Source organism: Bradyrhizobium sp. UBA2491 (assembly GCF_002341725.1).
In the GTDB taxonomy this organism is placed as follows: Bacteria; Pseudomonadota; Alphaproteobacteria; order Rhizobiales; family Xanthobacteraceae; genus Bradyrhizobium.
In genome coordinates this window covers 1-12,809 of the sequence record NZ_DDOP01000071.1, presented here as the reverse complement: position 1 = coordinate 12,809, position 12,809 = coordinate 1, and the positions used below count along the sequence as shown (strand labels likewise).

Genomic DNA, 12,809 nt, shown 5'->3' with positions numbered 1-12,809 from the left:
TCGCGCTCACTTGATGGCCTCGAAGAAGATCGACTCGTCCGGCCGGTTGTCGAGCCGGTCGATGTCGGGACAGACGCCTTCACGATAGGCTCGTGTGTAGGTCTGCGAGCAGCCCGCCGCACTGAACAACGCCGCGAGCGACGCGCGAGTAAAGCCCCAGTGATGCGCGAACGCCACTTCGCCCCGACGCTCGATCTCGAATACGCCCCTGAGGAAAGCCTGCGGCGCGGCCGGATCATAAAGCGCGACGATCCGTTCCATATCGGGCACGACGATGCGGCACACCCCGCCGGGCGCTAGCACGCGAGCGATCTCACGCGACAGCCGCTCGACCTCGTCGGGAAACAGGTGCTCGAAGACATGCGCGCTGAACACCGCCGATAGGCTGCGGTCCGCGAACGGCAGCGGCTTGGTCAGATCCATATAGCGGAGCCCGTCGAACCTGCCCAGGCGGTGCTCGGCATAGCGGGCATCGCTGAGCAGGCCGGCGAGATGCAGCGCCCTCGCCGCGAACGGCAGCTTCGCGATCCACAGATGCATCGTGATGTCGGTGTTGATCCAGGCCTCGATGCCGCAGTTGAAGGCACCGATATGCAGCTTCGGCAGCGAGCGGCCATGCGCGTCGTCGGTCATGGCCGCTCCCGCACCGCGCTGGTCCACACCACGACGATCACCGACGCAGCGCTGGAGGCGACCATCGCCGCAACGGCGCCCATCACCTGCCAGGCCGCTGCCGCCAGCGGCAGGACACCGCACAACGCGACGAGGCCGGCGATCCGGCTCAGCATGAACCGTTGCGGCTTGCCGGTCGCGAACAACGGCAACGCGAGGCCGAGCCACACCGCGTCGAGCCCCATCGCGACGGCCATCAGGCCCAGGCTGCCGATCCCGATCTCATAGCCCGGTCCATGAATCACGAGCGCCAGGATGCGCTGCCCGAACAGCACCACCAACGCGCCATAGGCGGCCGCGATCGATCCGAGCAGCAGAGCATTTTCGCGAGCCGCGGCGGCAACCGCACCGCGCCTGCCGGCGCGCAGCTCGGCAGCGATTTCCGGCAATCGAACCGAGAACATCGTCGCGCAGAACTGGCTCAGCGGCGCGAACAGCAGGAGCAGGATCCGCAGCGACGCGCTGGCTTGCAGCCCGATCAGAACACCGCAAACCGGGATCAAGCCGATGCTGCCGATCCAGTAGGTCAGCGAGGTCGCCACGAACCAGCGGCCATTCCTGACCAGCCGCCGCAGCGAGCCACGAAAGATCCGACGTTGCGGCCATGCCAGCTCGCTCGTGTAGGCCAGCAGCAGACCGCCGGCGACCACAGCCGAGATCGCGATGCATGCCATCGCCGCAGCCGCGCCGGTGAGCCTGAGACCGATCATCAGCACAGTCGAGACCACAAGTGCCGCACAGTAGGCCAGTGATGACATCACGGCGCACGGCAGCCGCCCATCGAGATAGGACATGCGGCGGAACATGCTTTGCAGGCGAACCGCCGGGATTGCGAGCCCGGTCACGATCATCAGTCCGCCCGCGTCGTTGCCCGCGGCGGCGAGCGCCACGCCCGCGATCGCGAGCAGCAGGCCGAGCGTCGCCGAGACCAGCAGCGCCGAAACATACAGTCCGAGCCGAAGCTGCGGCCATTGCGATTTCGGAATGCGATGCGCGGTGGCCGGCAGGCCGTCGTCGAACAGCCCGCGCAAGACCACCGCCTCGACCAAGATCGAGAACGACCAGGCGACGCTGAACCGACCGAACGAACTGATATCGAGCACATTGGCCAGCACGATCGTCAGCAGGAACGCCGCGCCGCTGAGCAGCGCTTGGTCGACCAGGCCGAGCCCGACATTACTCCCCACGCGCCGCAGCCAGCGCAACGGCCGGTGCAGCACACCGTCGTCGCCTGTTGCGGCGGCCACTTGGTCCGGCCTGTCGGTCAATGCCGTCATGCTTCACTCGCGCGCATGGTGAACACCCGCTGCGGCGCCGCCTGCCACCTGGCCTCCGGGCCGAAATAGCACCAGAACACCAGCACGCAGCCGAAATAATTGTGCAGCAACTGGCTCGAGTCATTGGCTGACGCGATCACCACGAACAACAGCATCGCAAACGGCGCGATCCAGTACGTCCCCTGCCGCTCGAACGTGAAGACGATGGTGTTCCACAACGCCCGCGCCAGCAGCAGCACATAGAGCGCCCCACCGAGCAAGCCGAACTGAAGAAAGGCATCGAGATAGGAGTTCTCGAACGAGCCGAACTCGGTGTTCCAGGGTGCCATCCGAGTCAGCTCGTTCACGGGCGCATTCGGCAGTTCGTTGAAGAACCCCGAAAACCCGTAGCCGAGCCACGGGTGCTGCCAGAAGAAATGCGGCCACACCGACCAGAGAAACGAGCGTCCGGTCAGATTGTCGCTGCGGCCGACCAGGCCATACAACTCATCACTCGGCACGACGTAGGCCACCAGCGCAAGCGCAGCGAGCCCGAGCCAATAGATCGACGCCGCGCCCCTGCGCCCGAGCAGCACCAGCAACAACCCGAAGGTCAGGGCGATCGTCGTCGCCATGCTGATCAGCGGTCCGGCCGAGCCGGCCGCCGCAAGCGCAACGCAATGGCAGGCCATCACGAGCAGCGACCAGCCGAATTGCCACCGCGGTCCCGCCAGCATGCGCACGAAACAGATCAGCGCCATGAGCCCAAAAAAGGCGCCGGCGAGATTCTTGTGGCCAAAAATGCCCGCATAGGCCTGGGTCCCGAGCACTGTCGGCCGATGCAGCGGATCATAGTCCCATTGCGAGCCGATCACCGGAAACAGCACGACGTGAACGATCAGCACGGCGACCCCGATCCGGAACAGGATGTCGACGAGACGATCGACCGGGCAGCGGATCACGACCCACGCCGCGAACAGCGTGGTCATGAGATACATCGCGAACTTGACCGATGAACCGGCGGCGTCGGCACTCACGGCCAACGACACGACCGCGACAGATACGAACGCAAGGTAGAGATGCGAATGCAGCAGCAGAACGCCGAAGCGTTTCCGATCGACCGCGACGTGCAGTATCAGGAGAACATAGAGCAGCAGCCATGCGCCGCGGAACAGGGTGGATTCACCGGCTCTCTCGGCGAACGAGATGCCTTCGATGAAATTGAACAGGAAATAGACGCAGCCGAGCACCATCACCAGATAGGCGTGCAGAAAGACATCGGTGCGCGACAGCCATCGCCCGATCATTGCGCTGCTTCCCGCAAGGCTGGCGTCCCCAGAGCATGATCGACCGCAGCCATGAAACGCAGGCCCGCGTCCGCGAGCGCATTCCCCAGCACGCTTTGCCTGGCGCTCCGCGACATCGCTTCCCAGCGCGCGGGATGCTCCAGCACGGCGCGCGCCGCATCGACCCACGCCTGCTCATCCAGCGCTCGGACATAGCCGTTGTCGCCGTCACGCACCAATTCGCCACCGGCTCCGACATGCGGCGACACCAGGCACGGGACCCCGCACTGCAAGGCCTCGTTGCACACCAGGCCCCATGGTTCAAGGAGCGACGGCAGCAACAGCAATCGCGACTGCTGATAGACCCCCGATATCGCCTGCCACGGCACATAGCCGTCGTGCGCGACGTCGATGCCGACGGCGCCAAGCCGCGCCAGCATGCGCCGCTCGGCCGCACCGGAGCCGACCACCCGGACGCTCAGCCCGGGCAAGGTCCGACCGAGCGCGATCGCAACGTTCTCGAAGAAGATCGCATTCTTGGCATCGTCGTTGATGCGGGCGCACCAGAGCAGGTGGAACGGCCGCTCGTCGAACGCGGGCACGTCTTCCGGCGGACCCCATGCCGGCACCAACGGCACCACGAACAGGTCGTCGTCGCGCACGCCCTCGCCGCGAAAATAGTCCCTGCCCCTGTCGCTGCAACACACCACAGCGTCGCAATGACGCAACAGCCAGGGCCGCGCCAGACGATGATAGGCCGTATCGGGCATCGTCTCGCGCCAGCCGTCGATGGTCAGCGCCAACGCCCTGCCGTTGGCGCGCGCCCATGCCGCGCCGGCCAGCATCGAGGGATAGAAGCCATTGACGAACAGCAGGTCCGGCGCGAGCGCGCTCAAGGCGCGCCCGATCCAGAAATTGACGTGGGTGTGACGCGACCGCGACAGCGGGATCGACAGGCCGGGCACGGTGCGCGCGGTGTAACGCGGTTCGAACGATCCGGCCCAGCATCGATCGGCCTCCTGCGCGGTGCAGGACAGCACGGCGAGATCCAGTCCACGGTCGACCAGCTCGTTGTAGAGCCGGTTGGTATAGGGAGTGATCATGTTGTTGAAGACGACCACGCGCGGTGCCATGGCTCAACGGTCCCGCGCCAACGCGGCCGCCGCATCGCGCCGGCAGAGTGCCCCGCAATGATAGGTCGCAAGCCGGGTCGCGAAGCCCGGGCCGAGCGCCAACAGCGTCTTGCGCACGATGCTCTTGGCGAGCGCCCTCGCCTGCGACGAATGGAATCCATGTACCGCCAGGCTGTGGTCATAGATGCCGAAGCCCGTAACCGCGAGGCCGGCGGTCTCCAGCACCAGGCGGAACGTGTCGGGCGTGTAGAAATTGATGTGGCCGATGTCGAGCGTCGATTGCAGCGCCCGGCCGCTGGTCCGGGCGTGCAACTCGCACGGCACCTCGACATAGACGAAGCCTCGCGCGACCCGGGCCAATTCGCGCAGGAATGCGCGCGGCTCCGGCACGTGTTCCAGCACGTGGCTGGCATAGACCAGATCGAACGATCCGTCGGTGAACGGAATCGTCGCACCGTCATAGATCGACCAGTGAAACGGGGCTGCGGCCGCGCCGTCAGTCTCCAGATTGGTGGCGGGATCGATCACGTCGATGCCCGTGAAGTCCCGGCCGACGCCGACCGCCGACAGCCGCGCCAGCACGGCGCCCGTGCCGCAACCGACCTCGAGCACGTTGCCGACCGCGGCGGCCGACGCACCGAGCAGGCCGGCGATGTGATCGGCCTTGTCGACCGCGCAGACGCGCCGCCAATCGCGCTCGTGCGCCGAGTAGACGCCCTCATAATGCGCGTTGTGCTGTCCGACGCTGAATTCCATCGTCATGGTCTGGCTATCGCCTCGGGTCTCTCACTCGGTGTAGCCGTATCGCCCATAGTGCGAATTGTAATAGTAGTTCTTGCCGCCATAGCCGCTGTAGCGGCTCATCGCGGCGATATCGGCCTTGTTGAGCACGACGCCAAGCAGGTTCTCGTTGACGGCGCGGGCGCTGCGCAGCGCGCGCTCGACCACCTGGACCTGGGTCTTGCCCCACTCGACGACGAAGATGAATGAATCGACGAAATGCGCGGTGGTGCGGACGTCCACCACCGGCGTGAGCGGCGGGAAATCGACGATCACGTAGTCGTAATGGCCGCGGGCCCGGTCGATGAACTCCTTCATCTGGTCGGAGGCCAGCACGTCATGCGAATGCGCGATACGCGATCGCGTCGCTCCCGGCAGGAAGGCAAGCCCGGTCTCCGGATCGCGCCACACCGTATCGTGCAGCGTCGCGTTGTTCGACAGCACGTCCAGAATGCCGCGCTCGGCGGTCGCGGCGACCTTGCGGCTCAGCGAGGGATTGCGCAGGTCGCAATCGACCAGCAGCACGCGCGCGCCGCTTTGGGAGACCAGCTGTGCGAACACGAAGGCCAATGTCGACTTGCCTTCATTCGGCAACGCCGAGGTCAGGCCGAGGATCTTCGACGGCTTGGTGACGTTGAGGTCGGCGTTGACCTTGATCGAACGGATCGCCTCGGAGAACCGCGAGAATGGCGCATCGATCGCAGCCCACAGCACCGGCTCGGCGCCGCGCTGGATCGCGCGCGGGGCGCCTGGAAGACTGGGCCGGCCTGCTGCAACCGCGGCCTTGATCTGCCCCGGCGGCACGCGCGGAACGATGGCGATGCAATCGGTGTCGAGGATCGCCTCGACCATGTCGGCGGTACGGAACACGCGGTCATAGAGGTCGCGCAACACCCCGAGCCCGAGTCCGGCGATCAGGCCGCCGAGCGTGGAGATCGCCAGCACGACCAGGGTCTGCGGATGGCTCTTGCTGAGCGGGCGCGAGGCGCGGGTGATCACCCGAGCCTCGCTGACCGGGAACGACTGCTGCTGCACGTTCTCCATGTAGCGCTGCAGGAAATTGTCGTAGAGCGAGCGATAGGTTTGCGCCGAGCTCTGCAACTCGCGTAGCGTAACCTGCGCCTGGTTGGTGGACTGCGACTGCGACACCGATTCATTGACCGCGCGCTCGATCTCGTTCTGGCGCTGCAGGGCGATCGCATAGTCGCTCTTGTAGCTCTCCGCGAGCCGCTTCAGCTCGTCCATCATCGATGACTGGACCTCGCGCATCTGGTTGCGCAGATTGACCGCAGCCAGATGGTTGTAGCCATAGCGCGACGACCAATCGGCCTCGCGATTGGCAAGCTCGAGATATTGCGAGCGCAGCTTGGTGATGACCTGGTTGTTCAGTGTATCGGCAACCGTCGCATCCGGTGCGCCGGCCTTCACCACCGCCTCGATGCGGTCGAGCTTGGCCTTGGCATCGGCGACCTGCGATTTCACCTGGACCAGCTGCGTGTTGAGCTCGCCGAGCTGCTGTTCGTCGAGCAGCTTGCCGCTGGAGGTGACGATGTTGTTGGCCTTCTTGTAGTCGAGCACCGCGCGCTCGGCATTGGATGCCTGCGAGCGCAGCTCCTGGATACGGTCCTGCAGCCAGACGCTGGCACGACGCGTCGCCTGATACTTGGAATCGAGCTGATCGACGATGTAGGCGTCGGCGACGGCGTTGGCGATCTGCGCGGCACGCTCGGGATCGAGCGAACGGAAGCTGATCTCGATCACATAGGTCATGCCGCGGCGACGGACGTCGAGCTGCTTCTGGAAGGTACGGACCGCGCGACGGGTGCGGTCGAATTCGGAGAGCGGCGCGCGGCGTGTAAACAGGCCTGACACGAAATCCAGCACCGCACCTGCCGCCCCCGTCCTGGAGCCGACGAATTCGGGATCGTCGGCGAGCTTGAGGTCCCGGATCACCGCGAGCGCCACGTTCTCGGACTTCAAGATCTCGACCTGGCTCTCGACCGCGGAGGAATCGACCGGCGCGTCAGTGACCGGCGATTGTTGCTGCATGACCTGGAATTTGCGCGTGTCCATGATCATCGTGGCCAGCGCGGTATAGCTCGGCGCGGCCGTCATCAGGTAGCAGATGCCGGCGAACAAGCAGAGCCCGGCGGTCCCGAGGATGATCCAGTACTGCCGCAGCAGATAGGAGATGAAGGCGTCGAACGTTTCCGCGAGCGACGGCAGTTCGGCCGGGCGATTTCTCAGATCGAGAGACGGCGGAATCTGGTTGCGCTGAAGCATCTCGTCCTATCGCCGCGGCGGCAGGACGGATCCTGCCCTCGCGCGCTCCAATGATCCCGGGATACGTCGCGCCACCATCACCGAAACGCATTGCTGCAAAGGGTTCGCCATCGGCAATCGCAAGCCCGCTCAAGGAGTAACGGTTGAAATAGCTGTGGTGCCGGCGCCCGCACCGATCGCCCGGGAGAGCCCGCACGGTGCACCAGGGGCCTGCGCCCTCGCAGCGACGCCGGCCGCCAACATCAAGGGCAGCGCCTGACCCGGCGCAGAAAAGCCGCCGGATCGCTCGAATGTGAACACGGTTATCTCCCTGACGACGACTAACAGTTAGTTAGCATAGTCGAGGTTATCGCGCCAATTAAATAGCCTTGCGATCGCCCCGGGGCACGCCCCACCGGACCAATGTTAATCGTCGGGATCCATGGACAACATCGGCGCACGCCGCGCCATCGCCGGCGACCCGGCGCGATGCGCCGATCATTGCAGGGCGGTCTGCGCCGGCACCGCGAACTTGATCGAATTGCGCAGCAGCGTCGCATTGTAGGCAGCCACGATCGGATCGTTCACCGTCGCGGTCACGAGCCGGATATGCTGCATCACCTTGGCGTCCTCGACCGACGCCGCGTTCGACGCATACAGCACGTCCTTGTTGCGCAGCTGGAAGCGCGTCGCCAGGAAATAGCCCGCCGGATCGCGGAAATTGATGTTGTACACGACCGGGATGATCGGTCCGGAATATTTGCCGACGTCGATGCCAAGCCTGGCGGCGACCTCCGGCAATTCGCCGCGATAGACGAACACCGAGGCCGGGTCGGCCGCGGCATCGTTCAGGCCGCCCGCCTTGGCGACCGCTTCGGCCAGCGAGATCCGCCAGGCCTCGAAATTGAACTGGCCCTGCGCGCCCGAGGCGCCGAAGGCGACGAAGGTCTGCGGCTCGCGATAGACATAGATGGTGTCGCCGGGATGGGCGTAGATATTGCTCTTGGGCTCGTAGACCAACTGGCCGAACGGCACTGTCGTGCGCTTGCCGTCGCGCTCCAGCATCACCCAGGTGTCGAACCCCTGCCCTTTCGGGCCGCCGGCGCGCGTGATCGCGTCGAGCACGCGCTCGCCCGCGGCATTGGCGGGGAAGCGGTTCGGCGTGTTGACCTCGCCGAGCACCGAGATCAGCGAGGTGCGCTGCTCGATCAGGGCGACGACGGCCTGCGGCTCGATGGCGCGGTTCTTCAGCGCATCGACGATCGAGCGTTGTACCTCGGTCGGCGTGCGGTTCTTGGCCCGGATCGCGCCGGCATAGGGCACCGAGATGTTGCCGTCGGTATCGACGTTCTGGTTCGGCAGGGTGATGTAGTTGCCCGGGCGCACGCCGGCCTCGGCCGGAATGAACAAGCCGCCAGCCGCAGCCTCGAAGATGGTGACGCTGACGACGTCGCCGATGCCGAACCGGATGTCCTTGGGCGGCGGACCCTGGATGCCCCCGGCGAGCTGTGGCGCGAACGATGCCAGCACGTTCTCGACCTGCGGCGTGATCTTGACCATTGCATAGGGCAGGCTTTCCGGGTCCTGCTGTCCGGCGAGAAGGTCCGAACTGGTGGGACCGTTGGTCGGCATATAGTGGCAACCGCCGACCAATCCGGCAGCCGCAAGCAAAAACATGACCCGACTGAAATTCGAACGCGGCATCACTCTACTCCGGACGTGCCGTAACATATCGATCATCGCAGCCACAAGGTTCGGCGATATATTGTGCTATGATCGATAGTGAATGTTATAGTGGTGAGGCAATTGGGCGACACCGGCGGCGTCACGGGTGTCATACCCGTAAGACAGCATTCCGGCTTTGATTTCGCGTGATATTCCGATTATCTCTGGATGAGATAGTTTGTGATAACCGACCCGGGGGTTCGATGACCCGCATCGCGGCACTGCCAATCGCACTGGCGACCGCGCTGTCGCTGTCTGGCGGCTCTGTCGCTTATGCCGCGGAACTCGGCGTTTCCCGGGCACCACGGGCTGTCCGCGTCGGCAATGACTGTCAGCGCCTGCAATATTGTCGTGGCAATCTCTGCCAATGGAAGCGGGTCTGCTGGCACGGCTGCCCGGATCGCTACTCCTGCGCCCCGCTCTACGGCGCCTACGGCCCATATGGCGGCCGCGACTATTGGGCCGCCTACAGCTATGGCGACCTGCGCCCGTTCTGAGCGCTAACAAATTAACAAATGACCACCCACCAGACTGCGGCCGGCATTCGCACGTGACCGGTTCAAAGCGACATGCCCGGTTAACCGCAGCTTAGGGGCCGCGGCTCGATAATGCCCGGGCACAGGGTTTCGTTATGTTGTTTGTTTTCCTCGGTAATTTGATCGCCGGCGGAGTTCTCGGGCTGCGCCTGCGCTGTCTCGCGCTGGTGCCCGTGGCGCTGGCGGAACTCGCGCTGCTGGCCACCACCGAAGCCTCGAGGCTGGAGACCGCGTTGCTGATGGTCGCAGCCGTCGCGGCGCTTCAGATCGGATATCTCGCGAGCACGTTCGGGCCGCTGATCTGGTCCCGCCCGCTCGCCGACGCACCGGCCGGGCGCCGCTCCGCATCGGCGCGGCAGGCCCTAGCCGCGCATGGCACACTCCCGATTTCCGTTGACCTCGCGGCGAGCCCGGGGCATCCCGCTGCCTTGCGTTCACATCCCTCCCAGGACCCGCACCTCCCGTGTGGAACGTCACGGCTTTCATCTGCATCTTGATCGGGGCGTCAATTCCGGTTGGTTTGCTCGACGCCTCGCTCGCCACCGGCCTGGTCGGCGCCGCAGCGGCGCTCGGCCTGCTGGCGAGCCTGATCGCGATCCGGCCGGGTGAACTGGGCTTCCTCAAGACGGTTGCCGGCCCTGCCGTCGCGACGGCACTCGTGCCCACGCTCTGGATCGTCCTGCAAATGCTTCCATTGCCGAGCCTGGCGCATCCGGTGTGGAAGTTCGCCGGCGAAACGCTCGGTGCGCCGCTCAGCGGCAGCATCACGATCGATACCGGCGCGAGCCTCGGCGCGCTGCTGCTCTGGCTGACACTGCTTTCGGTCATGATCGGCGCTGCCGCGGTCGCGATCGACCGCAAGCGCGCCGATATGGTGGCCCGCACCATCGCCGCGACAGCACTGGCTGCCGCGCTGATCCTGCTGCTCTCGAGCGATCCGCTCAAAGCCTGCCTCGGAGCCGCCGCGCCGGGCGCGAAGGCAGACGGATTCCTCGTCATCGTCCTCGCGGGTATTCCGCTCGCGCTCGCCCGCGCACTCGATGGCGGTGAACGTGCCGATGGCGGCAGCTCCACGCGGCTGCGCTGGCTGCTCGCCGCGAGCACGGCGGTCTGCATCGCCAGCGCCTGCTGGTATGGGCATCGCGGCGCCGCGATCGCAGTCGCCGCCGGCATCGCCCTGGTTCTGATGACCTTCGCCGCGCGCAGGCTTCACCTGCATCGCTGGAGCAGCGCTGGCGCCGCGGCGGCGATCGCGTTGATCGCGCTGGCGACGGCGGTCGCCAACCGCCATGCCGACGTCGCGCTGGCCGTGGCCTTCGCCGACGCGCCCGCTGACGTCGTGCAATCGAGCCACAATCTGCTCGCCGACCTGCCCGCGCTTGGCAGCGGCGCCGGCACCACGGCGACGCTGGCATCGACCTATATGGACTGGCAGGGTCCGACGGCGCGGCCCGTGGTGGCGACCAGCGCCGCCGCCTTGATCGCCCAGTTCGGTCCCGCCATGTTCTGGACAGGACTGCTGGTCACGATCGCGGGTATCGCCGCGTTCACCATTGGAGCGCGCAATCGCGGTCGCGACTGGTCCTATGCCGCGGCGGCGGCAGCGGTCTTGCTGACGCTGCTGCTCGCCGCATTCACCTTGCCGGAATTGCCGGCGCTACCGGGAGTCATCGTGTTGGGAGCCGTGATCGGAACGGGTTTGGCGCAGCGGATCAGCCGGTCCCGGCTGCAAGCGGGCTAGAGCTCGGATGCGCAACCTGATCCGGCGCCTTGTCGGCAAGACTGACGACCGCGAACACGCGGGCGACCAGACGTGCATCTATGCCGTCGGCGATATCCACGGCCACGCCGAGCTGCTGCACGAGATCTGCGCCCGCATCGACGCCGACATCCGCAGCACGCGGCCGGCACGGGTGATCGAGGTGTTCCTCGGCGACTACGTCGACCGCGGGCCGGAGTCGCGCGAGGTGATCGCGATGCTCGACCAGCGCCGCCGTACGCGGAAGGTGGTCTGCCTGCTCGGCAACCACGAAGCCTGCCTGCTCGAATTCCTCGTCAATCCCGAGATGCTGGCGCGATGGCGACAGTTCGGCGGCCTGCAAACGCTGATGTCCTATGGACTGTCGCCCTCCCCCAATCCCGGCGTCGCCGAACGCAGGGCGCTCGCCAAGCAATTGATCCGTCAGATGCCGCCGGCCCATCTCACGTTTTTGCGCTCGTTGCCGATCACCTACTCGCACGGCCGCTATTTCTTCGTGCATGCCGGCGTCAGGCCCGGCATCGCGCTCAAGCAACAGCGCAAGGAGGATCTGCTCTGGATCCGCGACGACTTCCTGGTGTCGGAGGATGATTTCGGCAAGATCGTGGTCCACGGCCATACGCCGGTGCAGGAGGCCGAACTGCTGCACAACCGCATCAATGTCGACACCGGCGCCTATGCGACCGGCCGCCTGACCTGCGTCAAGCTCGAGGGCCCGCGCCGAACCCTGCTGATGACCGGCTCCCCCGCGGCGCGCCATGACTGACGCGGTCGTGCAGCGCGCGCAGCGGCTGTCACCGGCATTCGTGCCGGTCGCGGTGCTGGTGGGCGCCGTGACGCTGGCCTTGTCGGCATGGTGGCTCGCTGCGGATGCGTTGCGTACCCGACCGGCGCGCGCGGCAGGCATCGGCGTCGTCAGGAGCGAGCTGTGGCTGCGCGACGGCTGGAGCGAATTGCCGGCCTCGCCCGAGGCCGCCGAAGCCGCTTTCACGCGCGCGCTTCGCCTCTCACCGATGGACGCCGGCGCCTGGTTCGGCCTCGCCTCGGCGACCGGACGGTTCGACTGGCTGAATCCGACCGCGTCGCGGGCGCTGAAGATGTCCTACTACACCGGCTTCAACCGCAGCGACCTGATCGCGCCGCGCCTGATCCTGCTGGCGCAGGTCGACACGGCGCGTGACGTGGAGCTCGTCGATCTGCTGCGCCGGCAGATTCGCCTGATCCTCAGCCGCGCGCCGGAGCTGAAGGGCGCGATCGGCCAGGCCTATCGCGTGGCTGGCGACGCCAACCGGCACATCATCGAGCAGGAATTCAAGGACGCCGGCCAGGACATTCCGCACTAGAGCCTTTCCCGTTTCGATGGAATCGGAACGGAGCTTCAGGTTTCTTGTCTTGACGCG

Annotated in this window: 12 protein-coding genes; 5 read left to right on the top strand and 7 right to left on the bottom strand. The window is 65.9% G+C overall.

The annotated features are described in order from the left end of the window. Positions 1-6 precede the first annotated feature (6 nt). The 7 genes from B2W55_RS24225 to B2W55_RS24195 form a co-directional block, all read right to left on the bottom strand. The gene (locus tag B2W55_RS24225; protein ID WP_024579563.1) at positions 7-633 is read right to left on the bottom strand and encodes a class I SAM-dependent methyltransferase; all 627 of its coding nucleotides are present in this window, start codon (positions 631-633) and stop codon (positions 7-9) included. Then, on the bottom strand, positions 630-1,949 hold the full coding sequence (locus tag B2W55_RS24220) for a polysaccharide transporter (RefSeq protein WP_029878841.1): 1,320 nt from the start codon (positions 1,947-1,949) through the stop codon (positions 630-632). The genes B2W55_RS24225 and B2W55_RS24220 overlap by 4 nt, the downstream gene beginning before the upstream one ends. Continuing rightward, the gene (locus B2W55_RS24215; RefSeq protein ID WP_024579561.1) at positions 1,946-3,235 is read right to left on the bottom strand and encodes an O-antigen ligase family protein; all 1,290 of its coding nucleotides are present in this window, start codon (positions 3,233-3,235) and stop codon (positions 1,946-1,948) included. Before B2W55_RS24215 ends, B2W55_RS24220 begins: the two co-directional genes overlap by 4 nt. After that, positions 3,232-4,347, bottom strand: coding sequence for a glycosyltransferase family 4 protein (locus tag B2W55_RS24210; RefSeq protein WP_024579560.1), 1,116 nt, complete (start codon positions 4,345-4,347; stop codon positions 3,232-3,234). Before B2W55_RS24210 ends, B2W55_RS24215 begins: the two co-directional genes overlap by 4 nt. Before the next feature lie 3 nt (positions 4,348-4,350). Next, entirely contained in the window at positions 4,351-5,109 is a 759-nt protein-coding gene (locus tag B2W55_RS24205; RefSeq protein WP_024579559.1) for a class I SAM-dependent methyltransferase, read from the bottom strand. 24 nt (positions 5,110-5,133) lie between these two features. Continuing rightward, entirely contained in the window at positions 5,134-7,410 is a 2,277-nt protein-coding gene (locus B2W55_RS24200) for a polysaccharide biosynthesis tyrosine autokinase (RefSeq protein WP_024579558.1), read from the bottom strand. A gap of 477 nt (positions 7,411-7,887) precedes the next feature. Further along, on the bottom strand, positions 7,888-9,066 hold the full coding sequence (locus tag B2W55_RS24195; protein WP_029878840.1) for a polysaccharide biosynthesis/export family protein: 1,179 nt from the start codon (positions 9,064-9,066) through the stop codon (positions 7,888-7,890). A 251-nt stretch (positions 9,067-9,317) separates the two neighbouring features. Here B2W55_RS24195 and B2W55_RS24190 point away from each other — a divergent pair, with 251 nt between their 5' ends. From B2W55_RS24190 to B2W55_RS24170, 5 genes are all read left to right on the top strand, one after another. Continuing rightward, positions 9,318-9,611 (top strand): hypothetical protein, encoded by a 294-nt coding sequence (locus tag B2W55_RS24190; RefSeq protein ID WP_024579556.1) that lies wholly within the window; start codon positions 9,318-9,320, stop codon positions 9,609-9,611. A gap of 137 nt (positions 9,612-9,748) precedes the next feature. Beyond that, positions 9,749-10,147 (top strand): hypothetical protein, encoded by a 399-nt coding sequence (locus tag B2W55_RS24185; protein WP_192827261.1) that lies wholly within the window; start codon positions 9,749-9,751, stop codon positions 10,145-10,147. After that, positions 10,114-11,391, top strand: a complete 1,278-nt coding sequence (locus tag B2W55_RS24180) for a hypothetical protein (RefSeq protein WP_145987185.1) — start codon at positions 10,114-10,116, stop codon at positions 11,389-11,391. The genes B2W55_RS24185 and B2W55_RS24180 overlap by 34 nt, the downstream gene beginning before the upstream one ends. A gap of 7 nt (positions 11,392-11,398) precedes the next feature. After that, positions 11,399-12,175 (top strand): metallophosphoesterase family protein, encoded by a 777-nt coding sequence (locus tag B2W55_RS24175; protein ID WP_024579553.1) that lies wholly within the window; start codon positions 11,399-11,401, stop codon positions 12,173-12,175. Further along, complete coding sequence (locus tag B2W55_RS24170) at positions 12,168-12,752, top strand: hypothetical protein (RefSeq protein ID WP_024579552.1); 585 nt, start codon at positions 12,168-12,170, stop codon at positions 12,750-12,752. Before B2W55_RS24175 ends, B2W55_RS24170 begins: the two co-directional genes overlap by 8 nt. The last annotated feature ends 57 nt before the right edge of the window (positions 12,753-12,809 follow it).

What these genes read in the sequence shown, in the direction of transcription:
- B2W55_RS24225 (WP_024579563.1), bottom strand. Translation starts at nt 633, where the DNA reads ATGACCGACGACGCGCATGGCCGCTCGCTGCCGAAGCTGCATATCGGT.
- B2W55_RS24220 (WP_029878841.1), bottom strand. Translation starts at nt 1,949, where the DNA reads ATGACGGCATTGACCGACAGGCCGGACCAAGTGGCCGCCGCAACAGGC.
- B2W55_RS24215 (WP_024579561.1), bottom strand. Translation starts at nt 3,235, where the DNA reads ATGATCGGGCGATGGCTGTCGCGCACCGATGTCTTTCTGCACGCCTAT.
- B2W55_RS24210 (WP_024579560.1), bottom strand. Translation starts at nt 4,347, where the DNA reads ATGGCACCGCGCGTGGTCGTCTTCAACAACATGATCACTCCCTATACC.
- B2W55_RS24205 (WP_024579559.1), bottom strand. Translation starts at nt 5,109, where the DNA reads ATGACGATGGAATTCAGCGTCGGACAGCACAACGCGCATTATGAGGGC.
- B2W55_RS24200 (WP_024579558.1), bottom strand. Translation starts at nt 7,410, where the DNA reads ATGCTTCAGCGCAACCAGATTCCGCCGTCTCTCGATCTGAGAAATCGC.
- B2W55_RS24195 (WP_029878840.1), bottom strand. Translation starts at nt 9,066, where the DNA reads ATGTTTTTGCTTGCGGCTGCCGGATTGGTCGGCGGTTGCCACTATATG.
- B2W55_RS24190 (WP_024579556.1), top strand. Translation starts at nt 9,318, where the DNA reads ATGACCCGCATCGCGGCACTGCCAATCGCACTGGCGACCGCGCTGTCG.
- B2W55_RS24175 (WP_024579553.1), top strand. Translation starts at nt 11,399, where the DNA reads ATGCGCAACCTGATCCGGCGCCTTGTCGGCAAGACTGACGACCGCGAA.
- B2W55_RS24170 (WP_024579552.1), top strand. Translation starts at nt 12,168, where the DNA reads ATGACTGACGCGGTCGTGCAGCGCGCGCAGCGGCTGTCACCGGCATTC.